Origin of the sequence: Leptospira montravelensis, from assembly GCF_004770045.1 — a bacterium.
Taxonomy (GTDB): domain Bacteria; phylum Spirochaetota; class Leptospiria; order Leptospirales; family Leptospiraceae; genus Leptospira_A; species Leptospira_A montravelensis.
The window spans coordinates 719,382-733,661 of the sequence record NZ_RQFO01000016.1; the positions used below are offsets into that span (position 1 = coordinate 719,382).

At 37.9% G+C, this 14,280-nt stretch carries 14 protein-coding genes; 12 read left to right on the forward strand and 2 right to left on the reverse strand.

Annotated features, from left to right (window positions below; translation table 11 throughout):
• The first annotated feature begins 2 nt into the window (after positions 1-2).
• Positions 3-926 (forward strand): FAD-binding oxidoreductase, encoded by a 924-nt coding sequence (locus EHQ31_RS13695; RefSeq protein WP_135572796.1) that lies wholly within the window; start codon positions 3-5, stop codon positions 924-926.
• 1 nt (position 927) lies between these two features.
• Positions 928-1,149 (forward strand): transcriptional coactivator p15/PC4 family protein, encoded by a 222-nt coding sequence (locus EHQ31_RS13700; RefSeq protein ID WP_135572794.1) that lies wholly within the window; start codon positions 928-930, stop codon positions 1,147-1,149.
• Between the two features lie 4 nt (positions 1,150-1,153).
• Here the strand turns inward: EHQ31_RS13700 and EHQ31_RS13705 are convergent, their stop codons facing one another.
• Positions 1,154-2,806 (reverse strand): anti-sigma factor antagonist, encoded by a 1,653-nt coding sequence (locus EHQ31_RS13705; RefSeq protein WP_167481664.1) that lies wholly within the window; start codon positions 2,804-2,806, stop codon positions 1,154-1,156.
• Between the two features lie 71 nt (positions 2,807-2,877).
• On the opposite strand from EHQ31_RS13705, the gene EHQ31_RS13710 reads away from it, so the two are divergent.
• The 9 genes from EHQ31_RS13710 (at position 2,878) to EHQ31_RS13750 (ending at position 10,720) form a co-directional block, all read left to right on the forward strand.
• Positions 2,878-3,588 (forward strand): 7-carboxy-7-deazaguanine synthase QueE, encoded by a 711-nt coding sequence (locus EHQ31_RS13710; protein WP_135572792.1) that lies wholly within the window; start codon positions 2,878-2,880, stop codon positions 3,586-3,588.
• Complete coding sequence (locus EHQ31_RS13715) at positions 3,588-6,431, forward strand: DEAD/DEAH box helicase (RefSeq protein WP_135572790.1); 2,844 nt, start codon at positions 3,588-3,590, stop codon at positions 6,429-6,431. The genes EHQ31_RS13710 and EHQ31_RS13715 overlap by 1 nt, the downstream gene beginning before the upstream one ends.
• A gap of 38 nt (positions 6,432-6,469) precedes the next feature.
• On the forward strand, positions 6,470-7,735 hold the full coding sequence (locus tag EHQ31_RS13720) for a dicarboxylate/amino acid:cation symporter (RefSeq protein ID WP_135572788.1): 1,266 nt from the start codon (positions 6,470-6,472) through the stop codon (positions 7,733-7,735).
• The gene (locus tag EHQ31_RS13725) at positions 7,722-8,573 is read left to right on the forward strand and encodes an SGNH/GDSL hydrolase family protein (protein WP_135572786.1); all 852 of its coding nucleotides are present in this window, start codon (positions 7,722-7,724) and stop codon (positions 8,571-8,573) included. Before EHQ31_RS13720 ends, EHQ31_RS13725 begins: the two co-directional genes overlap by 14 nt.
• Position 8,574: 1 nt before the next feature.
• Positions 8,575-9,393, forward strand: coding sequence for a hypothetical protein (locus tag EHQ31_RS13730; protein ID WP_135572784.1), 819 nt, complete (start codon positions 8,575-8,577; stop codon positions 9,391-9,393).
• Position 9,394: 1 nt separating this feature from the next.
• A complete protein-coding gene (locus EHQ31_RS13735) occupies positions 9,395-9,712 on the forward strand; it encodes a TRL domain-containing protein (RefSeq protein WP_135572782.1) in 318 nt (105 codons plus the stop codon).
• Positions 9,709-9,954 carry a hypothetical protein gene (locus EHQ31_RS13740; protein WP_135572780.1) on the forward strand — a complete coding sequence of 82 codons (246 nt, stop codon included), beginning with the start codon at positions 9,709-9,711 and terminating at the stop codon, positions 9,952-9,954. The genes EHQ31_RS13735 and EHQ31_RS13740 overlap by 4 nt, the downstream gene beginning before the upstream one ends.
• Positions 9,890-10,279 carry a TRL-like family protein gene (locus EHQ31_RS19020; RefSeq protein WP_246837070.1) on the forward strand — a complete coding sequence of 130 codons (390 nt, stop codon included), beginning with the start codon at positions 9,890-9,892 and terminating at the stop codon, positions 10,277-10,279. The genes EHQ31_RS13740 and EHQ31_RS19020 overlap by 65 nt, the downstream gene beginning before the upstream one ends.
• Before the next feature lie 117 nt (positions 10,280-10,396).
• Positions 10,397-10,720 (forward strand): Ig-like domain-containing domain, encoded by a 324-nt coding sequence (locus EHQ31_RS13750; RefSeq protein WP_244247391.1) that lies wholly within the window; start codon positions 10,397-10,399, stop codon positions 10,718-10,720.
• 124 nt (positions 10,721-10,844) lie between these two features.
• Here the strand turns inward: EHQ31_RS13750 and EHQ31_RS13755 are convergent, their stop codons facing one another.
• Positions 10,845-12,992, reverse strand: a complete 2,148-nt coding sequence (locus EHQ31_RS13755; protein WP_135572776.1) for a sodium-translocating pyrophosphatase — start codon at positions 12,990-12,992, stop codon at positions 10,845-10,847.
• Between the two features lie 70 nt (positions 12,993-13,062).
• On the opposite strand from EHQ31_RS13755, the gene EHQ31_RS13760 reads away from it, so the two are divergent.
• Entirely contained in the window at positions 13,063-14,232 is a 1,170-nt protein-coding gene (locus EHQ31_RS13760; protein ID WP_135572774.1) for a tetratricopeptide repeat protein, read from the forward strand.
• The last annotated feature ends 48 nt before the right edge of the window (positions 14,233-14,280 follow it).

Sequence of the window (14,280 nt, forward strand, 5' to 3'; positions counted from 1 at the left end):
CTTTGCTTACCCCTCAGATCAATCTGTTCAAAAAATCAAATCCCCTTCAAGCCCAAGTTTTGGCAAATACCCGTTTGACTCCCGAACCAGGAAAAGGAAAGCGCCCATCAAAAGAAGGCGATTCTGCGGTACATCGGATCACGATTGCTATCGACCATAATACTTATCCTTATATGATCGGGCAAAGTGCCGGAATCATTCCTCCAGGTGTAGATCCGGAAAAAGAAGCTAAGGGTTCGGCCGACCCATCGTATACCATCCGGCTGTATTCTATTGCTTCCCCATCTTTTAGTTTTGGGCAAACCAAGGACAATATTGAATTTGTGGTCAAAAGAGACAATGTGTACGATGAAAATGGAAATCTTCTCCATAAAGGAGTTTGTTCCAATTATCTTTGTGACTTAAAACCAGGTGACACAGTCACGATGACTGGTCCCGCTGGAAAAAAATTCCTACTTCCACAAACTGACTTTTCTGGTGATATTTTCTTTTTTGCTACAGGAACTGGAATTAGTCCTTTTTTTGGAATGGTGGAAGAACTTCTGGTTCAAAAACTAATTAACTTTCAGGGAAATGTATGGTTAATCTACGGAGCACCATATTCAGATGAAATCGTACTTCGCGATTATTTTGAAGATATGTCCAAAAACCATTCCAACTTCCATTTCGTAACAGCGATTAGCCGAGAAGATAAAAATTCCTTTGATGGCGGAAAGATGTACATCACTCACCGCGCAAAAGAAAATGCCGAATCCATTAAAAATGCTGTCAATGGAAACGGTAAGTTTTATATTTGTGGCGGTCCTAAGGGAATGGAAAAAGGAGTCATACAAGAAATCATATCTGCTTGCGGAACTGATCTTTCGTATGATGATTTCAAAAAACACCTAGAGGAAAAAGAACAACTTTTTGTAGAGACGTACTAAAATGGCAAAAACAGGAATCATTCGAGACATTGACAAAGGGCGAGGAGAAGTCATCCGCGTGGAAATCTCCGAATACAAAGGCCAAACTTTTTTTAACATTCGAGTTTGGTATACCGATCCCAACGGAGAACTAAAACCCACTCAAAAAGGAATCGCAATCGCGCCAGGTTTAGTTGGTGATTTAAAAGAAGCGATCGAAGAAGCAGAACGTTGGTTGGCATAACCAACTAACTGTTTTTATCTCCTTCGTTTGCATAAATAATCCTCTGTAAAATTTCATTGGCAGAGGAAACATTTTCAGCCACGCGAATGTGGTTGTACAACCTAGTGATTTCAAAAATTTTTTTTACTGAATCATGGATGTTGGCAACCACAAGTTCTCCACCCCGTCTCCTGAGCCAACCCACAATCTGAATCACCATTCCAATCGCAGAAGAATCAATATGAGATGTATTGGAAAAATCAAATATTACATACCGAAAACCTTCAGAAATCTTTTGTTCCATAAAAAGTTTTATCTCGGGGCATTTGTACAAATCAATATCACCAGTGACTCTGTATTCCAAAATTTCATCATGAACTAACACATCTTTTAAATCCAACTTTTCTGGACCTTTCATCATGATCTGTGAATTCATAAATAAATGTTTGTTCAAATCATCTGATTTTGTTGTAATTTTTGTTTCTAAAACCTGGAGACGACCAAGGACTGAACCCAGTGCATTCGGAGCAAAGTGTAAATTATTTTTAATGTCCTGAATAAGACCAAATAACAATGCTTTGGCGTCTTCTACATGACCACGTTTGATAAAATCGGTAATTTCTTTGATCCCTGTAGTTGCATTGGCAATCAAAATCTCAACTAATACATCAGGGTCTTGTTTTCCTTTGTTGTTTCCTTTGGGAAACTCAAAGTTTTCTTTTACAGATTCTAAGGCATTTTGTTGTAACAAATTATAATAAGATACGTTTACTTCACATAAAGGGGAATCTGTTTGGTTTAATCGATCATCTATTTCCAATCGTAACACTAAGTTGCGGATATCATCGGCTCTGAGATCACCTAATTGGAGATTGATTTTTTGTCTGGAAATGGTTTTGGAATCACCAAGAAATTCATCGAATTCTTCCAATATCTGGTGAGATGTTTCTGACAACACCTGTTTCAATCGAACACCAGGAGCTAGTTGTAACTCTACATCAATGGCTTGTGCATATAGGGCCCCAATGTCACCAAATTCATCGAAAAATATATCCGAGGCTTTTTCTGGATTATCGATGTAATGAAAATTTCCACCTCCGGCCTTTGCTATTTCCACCAACATCTCTTCATTAAAATCATTTCCCACACCAATGGTTGTTGTGGAGATACCCATCGCCAAATGATCCGCTGCAATTTTTACCAATGCATCTCTTTCTTTGATTCCTGAAGTTGGATTTCCATCGGTGAGTAATAAAACTCGTTTATAGGAGTTCGGGATTTTGGACAAACTGAGACTTTTTAAAGCGGACAACCATCCGCCACTTAAATTTGTAGACGTGGCTACTTGGATATTTCGAATTTTATCTGTTACAGAGACTTTTTCTGTTAGGTGAGTGACTGGTTGGATGAGTTGTACATCAGCAGAATAAGCAATGATGGATACAGCATCATGTCTGGTTAGCCAATTGACTAACGCACAAGAAGCTTCAATCACTGCTTCCATTTTTTCACCTTTCATGGACCAACTTTTGTCCACAGCAAGACCTATCACTAATGGTTTACGTTCTGCAATTTTTGGATTGGCTGGAGTACGAAATCGAAGCAACAAATGGTTTTCTTGTAGCTCTTTTTCTTGGATCAGAGGATATTCCAATTTCGCTTCTACGTACATGAACATAAAATGAAATTCTGAATAAATGTTTTCGCAAGAACAATTTAGTTTAATCTGACATCGAAGGAATCATCACAATGTTTGGAAAAATTCACGAAATCTATTCTTCTATTTCTGGCGAAGGAATTTCACAAGGGATCCCAACAGTTTTTATCCGGTTTGCCGGATGTTCCTTACGGTGTGGCAAAACAGAATCAAGATCGTTATGGTGTGACACAGCTTATGCCTTAGGCCCGAACCAAGGTGAAGAAAAAAGTTTAGAATCGATTTGGATGGATTTAGAAAACTTAGATCCTCATCATGGTTACCAAGTTCTACTTTCTGGAGGGGAACCCTTAGAAGGGAAAAACCGTGATCTATCCATTTCTATTGCCAATAAAATTTATAAACATAGAACAGAAGCCGGTTTGCCCTATCCTGCGGCGCGTGTGGAAACCAATGGAAGCGAAAGAATCACCGAAGATGCTTTTTTTATTTTCACTATGGACTACAAATTACCAGGTTCGGGCATGGAAGACCGAATGGATCTGGAAAATTTCCGGATTCTAGAAAAGAGACATAATTCACTTGACGAAATCAAGTTCGTTGTGCGAGATAGAATCGACTTTGATAGAAGTATCGAAGTCATTCGCGAACAAAAAATACACACAAATATATTATATTCGCCTGTCCACGGGGAAGTGGATGCCAAAGAACTGGTTGAATGGATCAAAGTTGACAATCCACCTAAGTGTCGTTTGTCGCTTCAAATTCACAAAGTGCTTTGGGGAAATCAGAAAGGAGTTTGATGGATATCCCTACTCAATTAAGTTTAGATTTTGAAACAACTGTTGAACCAAAACAAACAAATGAATACGGATTCCTTGTAGACGAACCGGAGTTAGGTCTTGCAAAAGTCACAAAAGAGACTGCTACTTCTGTAGAACTGTTTTTTGAATCAAAAGAGATTTTTAGAACAGTTAATAAATCCAACAAACAATTAAAATTTTTAAACCAATACCCACAATCACTTCGTGAATGGGAAGAATTTCCCAAAGCTATGGACTTGGCACTTGATGCAAGCCAACTCAAACTTACTTATAATTTTAATAAACTATCCTCACTTTCAAATTCTCGAACTCGTTTACTTCCTCATCAGATTGAATCTACATTCATTGTAGCCAATAGTTTAAAACCAAGATTCATTTTAGCAGATGAAGTAGGACTTGGAAAAACGATTGAAGCTGGTCTTGCTGTTAAAGAACTTATGTTCCGACGTGGGCTCAAACGAGTCCTTGTGGTTGCCCCATCTCCCTTACTTGTCCAATGGCAACAGGAGATGAAAAACAAATTCAATGAAGAGTTTGCGATTGTTCGTAGAAGGAATTTTGTTACCAACGGTCCTGACCATTGGAGGAACTTTAATAAAATCATCACCTCCATTGATTTTATTAAAAACCCAAGGTATGCCGAAGAAATCCTTGGAACCAAATGGGACATCGTTGTTTTTGATGAAGCCCATAGACTTCGTCGTGATTATTCCAAAATCACTCGTGGATATTTATTTGCTGAAAAAATTGCTAGAAAAACAGAATGCCTCCTCCTTCTCACAGCGACTCCATTCCGAGGAAAACTAGAAGAACTTTTTTACCTCATGCACCTAGTCGATCCCAATATTCTTGGGCCATACCATACCTTCGTTAATGATTATGTGGTTGGTCAAAAAGGTGACTTAAAAGAAAAAATTTCCAAGGTTCTCCTTCGCCGTCGTAAAGTGGAAGTGGGTGGATTTACCAAACGATTTGCAAAAACAGTTAGGATTGATCTCTCTCCCATCGAACGAGCATTTTACGATGAGACTACAGATTATGTAAAAAGAGAATACAATATGGCAATGGGGACCAAAAACCGTGCCATTGGATTTGTAATGGTGGTATTCCAAAAACTTTTGGATTCATCTGTCATTGCACTACTTTCTGCCTTACAAAAAAGAAAGTTTATGTTGGAATCCAAATTCCATTACATGAAAGAACATGAAACCACTTTGGATGATTGGGATTTAGATGAAACAGAAGGTGTCGAAGATTTTATTTCTGAATTAGAAGATGAAGAAATGTCTAGTTTCCAAAGGATCAAACGAGAGCTTTTTACACTGAACCGCCTCATCCATTTGGGAAAACAAATCAAAGAAGACAAAAAAACTCAGAAATTAAGAGAAACCTTATATCGTTTAAAAAAAGAAGGCCATAAAAAATTCATTATCTTCACGCAATTTAGAACGACACAAGATCATTTGCAATCGGTTCTAGAACCTGATTTCAAGGTTTCTCCTTTCCACGGCTCTCTTAGCATGGATGAAAAAGAAGTTGCTATCCAAAAGTTTAAAGAAGACTACGAAGTTTTAATTTGTACGGAAGCTGGTGGCGAAGGTCGTAACTTACAATTTGCAAATATCCTTTTTAATTACGACTTACCTTGGAGCCCACTCAAGATCGAACAACGGATTGGAAGGATCCATCGTTTCGGTCAAAAAGATAATGTTTATATCTTTAACTTTGCTTCCAAAGATACAGTGGCCGAAAGAATTTTAGAAGTTCTGACCAATAAAATTCGTTTGTTTGAAGAATCCATTGGTGCTTCTGATGATTTGCTCGGAACGATTGAAGAGGAATTAGATTTCAACTCTAGTCTTATGAAGTTTGTTACTGGTACAAAAACAAAAGAAGAGTTAGAAACAGAATTTGATCTTAGAATTCAAGTAGCTCAAAAAGGCTTTGAAAAACTCAATGCTCTTGTAACTCCCAAGGTTTTAGATTTTAATCTAAAAGATTATTACGATCATACACTTGAAGAAAGAGAATGGAATAATAGTCATTTGGAAGAAGTGGTTGCCCAAGGTTCCAAATTTTTCCAAGCTCACCTACCAGGAACATTGACCTCGGTTGGGAAAGGGTCTTACGAATATAAAAACGCAGATGGAAAACTTAAAAAAGCTACCTTTGATTCAGACCTTGCTTTAACCAATGATTCATTGGAATTTCTTGCTTTTGGTCATCCCTTTGTAGAAAAAGTTACAGAGTTACTCACACAAAGCGATATCGGACGTAAAAAAAAGTACCTATTTTCAAATAACCTAGGACAAAAAATTTTATTTGTGTTCCAGGTGGAATTTGATTTCTCTCTCAAACGAAAAGATCTGTTTTTCATAGAATATGACTTAAAGAAAAAGAAATCTTTAGTTCTTACGGAAAAACCAACAGAATGGATCGATGCAAAATCCTACGTTCCAGAGAAAGAAATTTCACTTTCCAAATTAGAAGAAGCATTTATCCATTGTTATCCGATTGTTGAATCGGAAGCAGAATCTAAAAAAGAAACTCTAAGAAAAGAAACACTTTCGATTTTCCAGAAGGAAGAATACAAAGTGGAACTTTCTCACCAAAAAACCATTCGCCAATTAGAAGAAAAATTAATGCGCCAGGAAGCCGCTTACAAATGGGACAATCGTCCTGAAAAAAAAGCAGTCCTACATAAAACTATGAAAGAAATCCAACGTGCCAAGGATGATTACACGATCGAAATTCGAAAAATCAAAAATGGTGCGACTATTTTTCATAGAATTCGCCTTTTCCAAACTTACATCAGTATTTAATTCATTTACAGAGAATTTCAAAAAAATAGAATTTGGGAATGTTCTTTCCCAAAATTCCTTTCTGGATCCAAATTTTCGCATCTTTGTTGTTAGGTTTATTATTTGGTATCCTACTAAATCCAGAAACAGGTTTTGTATCCTCACTTGTTTTAAAACCTTATTTATCATGGATGAAACTACCTGGAGATATTTTTTTAAATTTGCTCCAGATGATTATGATTCCTTTAGTGATTGTCTCCATCGCACTTGGTGTTTCTAGTTTAAAAAATTTAAAGGATCTTTGGAGTTTGGGAAGTAAAACACTTCTCTATTTTATTTTTACAACTATTGTTTCAGTCAGTATTGGAATATCGCTCGCATTGGTGATTAAACCAGGAAATCAAATTCAAACGCAATCAGTCGTTACAAACACAACGATCGCAAAAACGGATTTAAAACAAAATGAAGAACCGGTTCCTGAAATTATCGCAAATATTATTCCTAAAAACCTTGTAAATGTTTGGTCCAAACAACAAATGTTATCGGTTGTTTTTTTTGGAATGATCTTAGGTGTTTTTTTTCTCACTTCCAAAGAATCTGGAGCGGCACTCAAAGCATTTTGTCACTCCCTTGAAAGTTTTTGTTTATGGGTAGTTGCCACTGCAATGAAATTGGCCCCACTCGCTGTTTTGGGACTCATGAGTTATGCGATGGTACAAATCGGATTTTCTTTGTTATTTGGATTGGTTTCTTACATTGCGACAGTCATTTTCGGATTATTTTGCATTCTTATTTTTTATTTAAGTTTGATTTTCATACTTACAAGAAAGAATCCTTTTCGTTTTTTGAATCAAGTTCGCGAAATTCCATTACTTGGTTTTTCAACCTCTAGTTCAAGTTCAGTCCTTCCCTATTCGTTAAAACTTGCTAAGGAAAAATTAAAATTAAAAGAAACCGTGGCCGACTTTGTACTTCCTCTAGGTGCCACAATCAATATGGATGGAACGGCTTTATACCAAGCAGTGGCTACCGTTTTTTTAGGTCAGGTTTACCAAGTCAATTTATCCACAATAGACTTGTTTTTGTTAGTTGGAACAGTGACGGCAGCCTCTATCGGAACTGCGGCAACTCCTGGTGTTGGACTTGTCATCCTCACATCTATCTTATATACATTTCATATTCCCATCGAAGGAATCACTATCCTTTTTGGAGTTGACCGCTTTTTAGATATGTGTAGAACTTCAGTAAATCTAACCGGCGATTTATCCTGCGCATTTATTATGGACCATATCTGGAAGGAAACAAAAACCAATGAAAAGAATTAAATACACAGTTTTGTTAGGAATGTTGGTATTCCTCATCCATTGTGATACAAAAAAGGATTATCTTGACGATGTTGGAGCCAATTTACTTTGCACGACATACGCAATTTGTAACGGAGAAACACCTGCAAAAACTGGTATTATCGGTGATAGTTGGACAGATCTCCTTCTTGGGTTTCCAGCTGTAGAAACTCTTAGGCCTCAGTTAGAAAACCGGTTTCATTATAAATTTGTTGGTGCCACCCTCGGTGGTAAAACCTTACAACAGGTAGTTAACGAAGGGCTCCAATTCCAAGTCATTGACCAAGGTGGAGCTGACATGAAAGTTATCATCTTATCTTTGGGTGGAAATGACATCCAAGCCAATCTTTCCGAATATATTGGAAATGTGGAAGCGGTGCAAGCAGAACGTTTTGCTACCATCAAAGCAAATCTCAAAAAATTATTGGCTACAGGAAATGCCTACAAAGTTTCTAGATTTGGTGGCCAACCCCTTAAGTGGATCATTCATGGTTATGACTATCCGAATCCATATATGGCGCCTGTCATAGCCGGTTCAGATGAAGGATGTAAATCGAAGTTTGATCGCATTGGACTTGTTGTTCCAGATGCAGCTGTGTTTACCTCAACACAATTAGATGCATTTAATAACTTACTACTTGATACCATTCGCGAAGAACCCACCCTTCTTTATACGGACCTAAGAAATACTTTAGGTGGAAAACCGTTTTCGCGAGCTGAATTTATGTTAGATTGCATTCATGCAAATAACTTAGGATATACGTATCTTGCTGATAAATTCGCAAGATTAATTTATCCAATTACCAATATAGGATTTTAATATGAAAAATATAATCATCATATACCTCTTTTTAATTTCATTGGTTTCTTCCTTATATGCTCAGCCAACTACTAATACTGGGTTTGCACACCCGTTACAAATTGAACCAGTAGCTTTATATACAAAGGTTAGAGGAAACATAGGTTATTGGCATAAAGACTTCAATGGAGTCAAAGAAATAAACAAAGACATTAATGTTGAAGGGGAATACAAATTTTCAAATTCGTTTTCTGTTATTTCTTCTTTTGGTCGAACAGACTATTCACAAACCGACACCGCAAGAGAAATCACTTGGGATCGTTGGAATGCAGGGATTAAATATGGGAAAGTATATGAAAATGGATCTTCCCAATTTTTAATCGGAGCCGGTTTAAGGCTCTATGATAAAAAAAGAAACGCTGAATTTAGAGAAAGAGAAAATCCTGATTTTTATTTATTTAGACCTAATTTTGGATTGGGCTATAAATACGGAATTTTCCAAATCATGTCTGAGTTTCGTTTTCAAACGGAAACGAATCGACATGGGAAAGAATCTAGCCTGCAGGAATTTAAACGTTATTACCAAGTAGGAATTGCACCATCTTTTTCCATCGCTGATTCCGTTCGTATCTTTACAGAATTGGAATACAGAGAACCAGTCGATCGAGTGGCCGATAAAAATTTAAGATATTTTAATTTTTATCCAGGAATCTCAATGAATACCGAAAACTTTGGAACTTTTAGTTTTTCCCTTCTCTTAGGTATTTTGCCAAAAGAAGACAATGCAATCGATCGTGGAATTCGTTTTTCCTATTTCTACTTCTTTGATACAAACCAGTAGTATGAAACGTGGTCTATTGATTTCAATTTGTATCTTTTTTTTTCAATGTTTAAGTTTTCAAATTGGAAATCCTTCTGTAACAATTTTCCAAAATAAAGGACAAGAAGGATGGTTTTCTCCAGGAAAGGTACCTATGCCGACAGATACATTTGTGGAATCTTGTACTACGAATTACTTTGGTTTGGTGAGTATTGGGAATGCTAGTTTAGAATTTATATCTTACCATTCCCGTCCTAAAGAAATCCACAGTTTGGATCATTATTATAAAAACCAATATTTCTTTTTCCAAGAACTTTGTTTACGAATCACAGGACGATGAAACAAAACATTGACTCACTAACTGAATTTGCAAAGAAACTGAAAAGTGGACTCATTTATGAGGAAATTGAATTCAAACTAAAAGAATTCCATTCCAAAAAAAACATATCCTCTAATAAATCACTCGAAGCACTTACTGAAAAAATTCGAAAGAAAGAAGAACAAATTAAAAAACTTTATGACGACATCATCCATTTACAAAACAAACTTTCAGAAATTTTGGACCAGGAACTTAAAAAATAACCAATCCTATTCAAAACTCAGGCTGGTCCAAACATTCTGTTTTTTAATTTTTATCTTTTTTCATTCCTGTGCCAGTTCTGGATTTGGAACCCAAGGCCTTCTCTACGAGAACCAAAGGATTAGTACGATGGAAACAGGTAATCCTGCCACTAAGGAAGGAATTGCTTGTGCCAAGTCCTATTTGGGTCTCCTAGCCCTCGGAGATGCCTCTGTGGAAGTATCCCAAAAAAATGGAAATATTAGAGAAATTACGTCTATTGATCTAGAAACTTACAATTTCTTGGGGATTTACGCAAAACTCTGCACAATTACGAAGGGAATTTAGTCGAAACTAATAGAACCTATGTCTGCTTGGAAGAAAATTCATGTCCTGTTTCTCTGTCTATTTTCTTCCCTAGTTTGTTTGCCAAAACCAAAACCATCGCTTTTGGGGGTTTTGGTCTTGCCTTTAGTCACACAAACATCTTCCAATTTTACCATTGAATCCACTGTTCCAGCAGATGGAGCCACAGGTGTTTCCTTAAACCCCACAATCACAATTGTGATGACCCAAGCAGTCGAGAGTACTTCTCTTAATACAAATATTAGTTGTTCCCCGTCTTGTCCGAGCCTCACTGGTGGTACTTCTAACAGAACCATCACACTCACACCAGCAAGTGCTCTCATTACAGGTACCACTTACACCATTACTTTAAACCAAAACATACAATCTATCTTTGGATTAACGCTCGGTACAAACACCAGTTTCAGTTTTACCACCCTATAAAAAAAGCCGACGTTTCCGCCGGCTCCTTTTTCCAAATTTACGAAACTAGAATTGGTTGTTTGTCTTTGGTAGATTCCTTTGAATCAAAGACCTCTACCAAAGTAAAGTAGGTTCAAATAAATTCTTATTTAAAGAAATTTAAAATGATCCCACCTTTTGTTACAAAAAACTCAGCAAACACAAGTGAGGTGATTGCCATAAGTTTAATCAAAATGTTGATGGCAGGACCAGAAGTATCTTTGAACGGATCACCTACTGTATCACCCACAACCGCGGCTTTGTGTTTTTCAGAACCTTTTCCACCAGCTGTTTTTTCGATGTATTTTTTAGCGTTGTCCCAAGCTCCACCGGAGTTTGCAGATGAAATCGCAAGAACCACACCAGAAACAAGGGCACCAGCAAGAAGACCAGCAAGTGACTTCACACCAAACAAATAACCAACCACAATCGGGCTAAGAAGAACTAGTAAACCTGGAGGAATCATTTCCCGAAGAGCCGCAGAAGTAGAAATGTCTACACACTTAGCATACTCTGGTTTTGCAGTTCCTTCCATAAGACCTGGAATTTCTTTGAATTGGCGACGAACTTCTTTTACCATATCAAGGGCTGCCTTACCTACAGACTTCATTGTCATCGCAGAGAAGATAAAAGGAAGCATTGCTCCAAAAAGAAGACCACCGAAAACTAATGGATCCAAAAGTTCAATGGAAGTTAAATCAATTGCACCTTCACCCATTTCTTTGGAAGCATTTTGTGTTCTAGTGATAAACGCTGCAAATAATGCAAGGGATGTAAGGGCAGCAGAACCGATCGCAAAACCTTTTCCTACTGCCGCAGTTGTGTTTCCCGCTGCATCCAAGTTGTCCGTTCTATCACGAACTTCTTTTCCAAGCTCGGCCATCTCCGCAATCCCACCCGCGTTATCAGAAACAGGGCCGTAAGCATCGATCGTCAGACCAATTGCAATAGTAGAAATCATACCGATAGCAGCGATCGCGATTCCATACATACCTGCAAGGATATTGGAAACAACGATTACAATCACAAGTAGAATCACAGGAACCACAGTGGATTTGTAACCAAGTGCCAAACCGTAAATGATGTTTGTTGCAGCACCAGTTTCACAAGCATCTGCCACTTCGCGCACTGGTTTGTAAGAATGAGAAGTGTAAATCTCAGTGATCCAACCAATGAACATACCAGCAAACAAACCTAATGCGACTGATGTATAAACATTCCACTTAGTGATGGTTTTATCTCCGATTTGGAAACTATCGATCATAAAGATGTCTGTTACAAAATAAAGTGCAATGGCTACGATGAATGTAGAAATCCAAAGTTGGAGTTTGAGAGCTTTTTCTACGTTTCCACCTTCTTTCACGCGAGCAAAGAAAGTAGTGATAAGAGAAGCCGGGATTCCAACTGCTGAAATTAAAAGTGGATAGAGGAGAGCCGAGTTATTGTCAGCAAGAGCCGATGCTGTTGCACCAATCACAAGAGCCGCACAAGTGGCTTCGGCAGCAGAACCAAAAAGGTCAGCACCCATACCAGCGATATCCCCAACGTTGTCTCCTACGTTATCAGCAATGGTTGCTGGGTTACGTGGATCATCTTCTGGAATTCCTTTTTCTACCTTACCTACAAGGTCAGCACCAACGTCAGCGGCTTTGGTATAGATACCACCACCCACACGACCAAAGAGTGCAACCGATGATCCACCGAGACCAAAACCTGCAAGTGATTCCATAAGGATGTGTTTGGCAACACCTACGTTTGTTCCTGTGAAGAGAAGGAAAAGTCCGATCATACCAAGGACAGCAAGACCAATCAGACCAAAACCCATTACCGCTCCAGAGTCATAAGCAACACGGAAAGCTTTGGAAAGTGAAGTTTTTGCGGCTTCTGCTGTACGAACGTTACCAGCAGTCGCAATTTTCATTCCTATAAAACCAGAAAGGCAGGAAATGAGGGCACCGGAAACAAAAGCAACGGCAGTATAAATTCCTTCGTTGAACTCCGTTTTTGGATTATCCAAAAGTAAATAAATGAGAACCGTCATGAAACTGATAAATAGCAAAATGACTCGGTATTCTCTGAGAAGGAAGGCCATAGCCCCTTCTGCGATCGCAGCGGAGATTTCTTTCAATTTAGCGGTTTCTTTTTCACTACCGCCGCCTGCGCCCACTTGGATGCGCACCACCCGAGCCGCGTAGAATATCGCCGTGACTATGGAAACCAGTGCCATGACGATGATGATTAACTCTACATTCATGAGATCCTCTTTGAGATTGTTTATTTGAATTTCTAAGATTATTTAGAAGATGACCGATGAGAATCCATAGATGATACTTCGGTCTAGGAGAATATGGCAATTTGGTGTTCTGGTAACAAGTCTATTTCTGGTTTCGAGGCCAAATTTAGCGCAGACAGAGGTTCTGAACCCCGTTAAGGTTTTTTATGGATACGAAGATCTTTTGCGAATGGCCGAAGACAAAATTATCCAAGAAACCCCGGCCAAAGCCTTCGATTTTCTCATCAAAGCAAAAGAAATAAATCCAGATCCGGACTATCGGTACTATAATTTAGCCGCACGCGCCCATATGAAGTTAGGGCAGGTCTTTGATGGAATCCATGCCTATGAAGAATCCATCAAAAAGAAAAAAGACCAACTTGATTTGATTCTTTTTATTGCTGACTTTTACGAAAAGGAAAGGAAACAAAAAGAAGCTTTGTTCTATACCAAATTGTATTTAGAACAAAAACCAAATGCAAAGTACAGATTGTATACAGCTGCCATTTTATCCAGACAACTCGGTTTAGAATCCGATTATGAATCCTATATTCAAATATTAGAATCAGACAAAACTTTTGTTTCTGAAAAAGATGCCTTACAAGCAAGCCTACTAAAAAATATCAAAGGCAAAAAATGGAAAGAAGCGGATGACTTGAGTTTGCGATACTTAGTATATTTTCCTCGGGAAGAAGCAATGTATGAAACCTTAATTCTAGCACGTAGAGGAAGAGAATCCGAACTTTTAGAACAAGCCTACCAATGGACTTCTACCATATTTTTAAATGATACTAGATACTTTACAAGGTATGGAGTGTTTCTCCAAGAAAAACAAAGATATTTGGAAGCATTAACTTTATTTCGACGGGGATTTTACAATTTACTCAAATTTTATCCAGATTCGGATGCTGGTGAAATCCTATTTCTCATTCGTCAAAGTTATGCGAATCTTGGAAAAGATAGAGACACTCTTGCGATTGATTCCCTAGTTAAGGACTTTCAAAACCAAAACAAACTCACGACCACAGAATTAGAAAACCACCAAAACACGTATCGTAAAAATAGAGAGTATTTGTTATTTTGTATCCACTGGTTTTCCAAACGAGATACGACAAAAGCAAACGAATACCGTCAAAAATTGAAAGATAGGGATTTGGAATTTGAAGAATCGGAATTCCTGCGGGTGATGGGAGTTTTTTCCGCTCTCCCACAGGATCTTTAATACAGGTAGAACCCAACTCATAGAAGGAGTTGGGATTTAAAATCTTAT

What these genes read in the sequence shown, in the direction of transcription:
- EHQ31_RS19020 (WP_246837070.1), top strand. Translation starts at nt 9,890, where the DNA reads ATGACGACATCATCCATTTACAAAACAAACTTTCAGAAATTTTGGACC.
- EHQ31_RS13760 (WP_135572774.1), top strand. Translation starts at nt 13,063, where the DNA reads ATGATACTTCGGTCTAGGAGAATATGGCAATTTGGTGTTCTGGTAACA.
- EHQ31_RS13710 (WP_135572792.1), top strand. Translation starts at nt 2,878, where the DNA reads ATGTTTGGAAAAATTCACGAAATCTATTCTTCTATTTCTGGCGAAGGA.
- EHQ31_RS13730 (WP_135572784.1), top strand. Translation starts at nt 8,575, where the DNA reads ATGAAAAATATAATCATCATATACCTCTTTTTAATTTCATTGGTTTCT.
- EHQ31_RS13715 (WP_135572790.1), top strand. Translation starts at nt 3,588, where the DNA reads ATGGATATCCCTACTCAATTAAGTTTAGATTTTGAAACAACTGTTGAA.
- EHQ31_RS13755 (WP_135572776.1), bottom strand. Translation starts at nt 12,992, where the DNA reads ATGAATGTAGAGTTAATCATCATCGTCATGGCACTGGTTTCCATAGTC.
- EHQ31_RS13720 (WP_135572788.1), top strand. Translation starts at nt 6,470, where the DNA reads ATGTTCTTTCCCAAAATTCCTTTCTGGATCCAAATTTTCGCATCTTTG.
- EHQ31_RS13740 (WP_135572780.1), top strand. Translation starts at nt 9,709, where the DNA reads ATGAAACAAAACATTGACTCACTAACTGAATTTGCAAAGAAACTGAAA.
- EHQ31_RS13705 (WP_167481664.1), bottom strand. Translation starts at nt 2,806, where the DNA reads ATGTTCATGTACGTAGAAGCGAAATTGGAATATCCTCTGATCCAAGAA.
- EHQ31_RS13735 (WP_135572782.1), top strand. Translation starts at nt 9,395, where the DNA reads ATGAAACGTGGTCTATTGATTTCAATTTGTATCTTTTTTTTTCAATGT.
- EHQ31_RS13725 (WP_135572786.1), top strand. Translation starts at nt 7,722, where the DNA reads ATGAAAAGAATTAAATACACAGTTTTGTTAGGAATGTTGGTATTCCTC.
- EHQ31_RS13700 (WP_135572794.1), top strand. Translation starts at nt 928, where the DNA reads ATGGCAAAAACAGGAATCATTCGAGACATTGACAAAGGGCGAGGAGAA.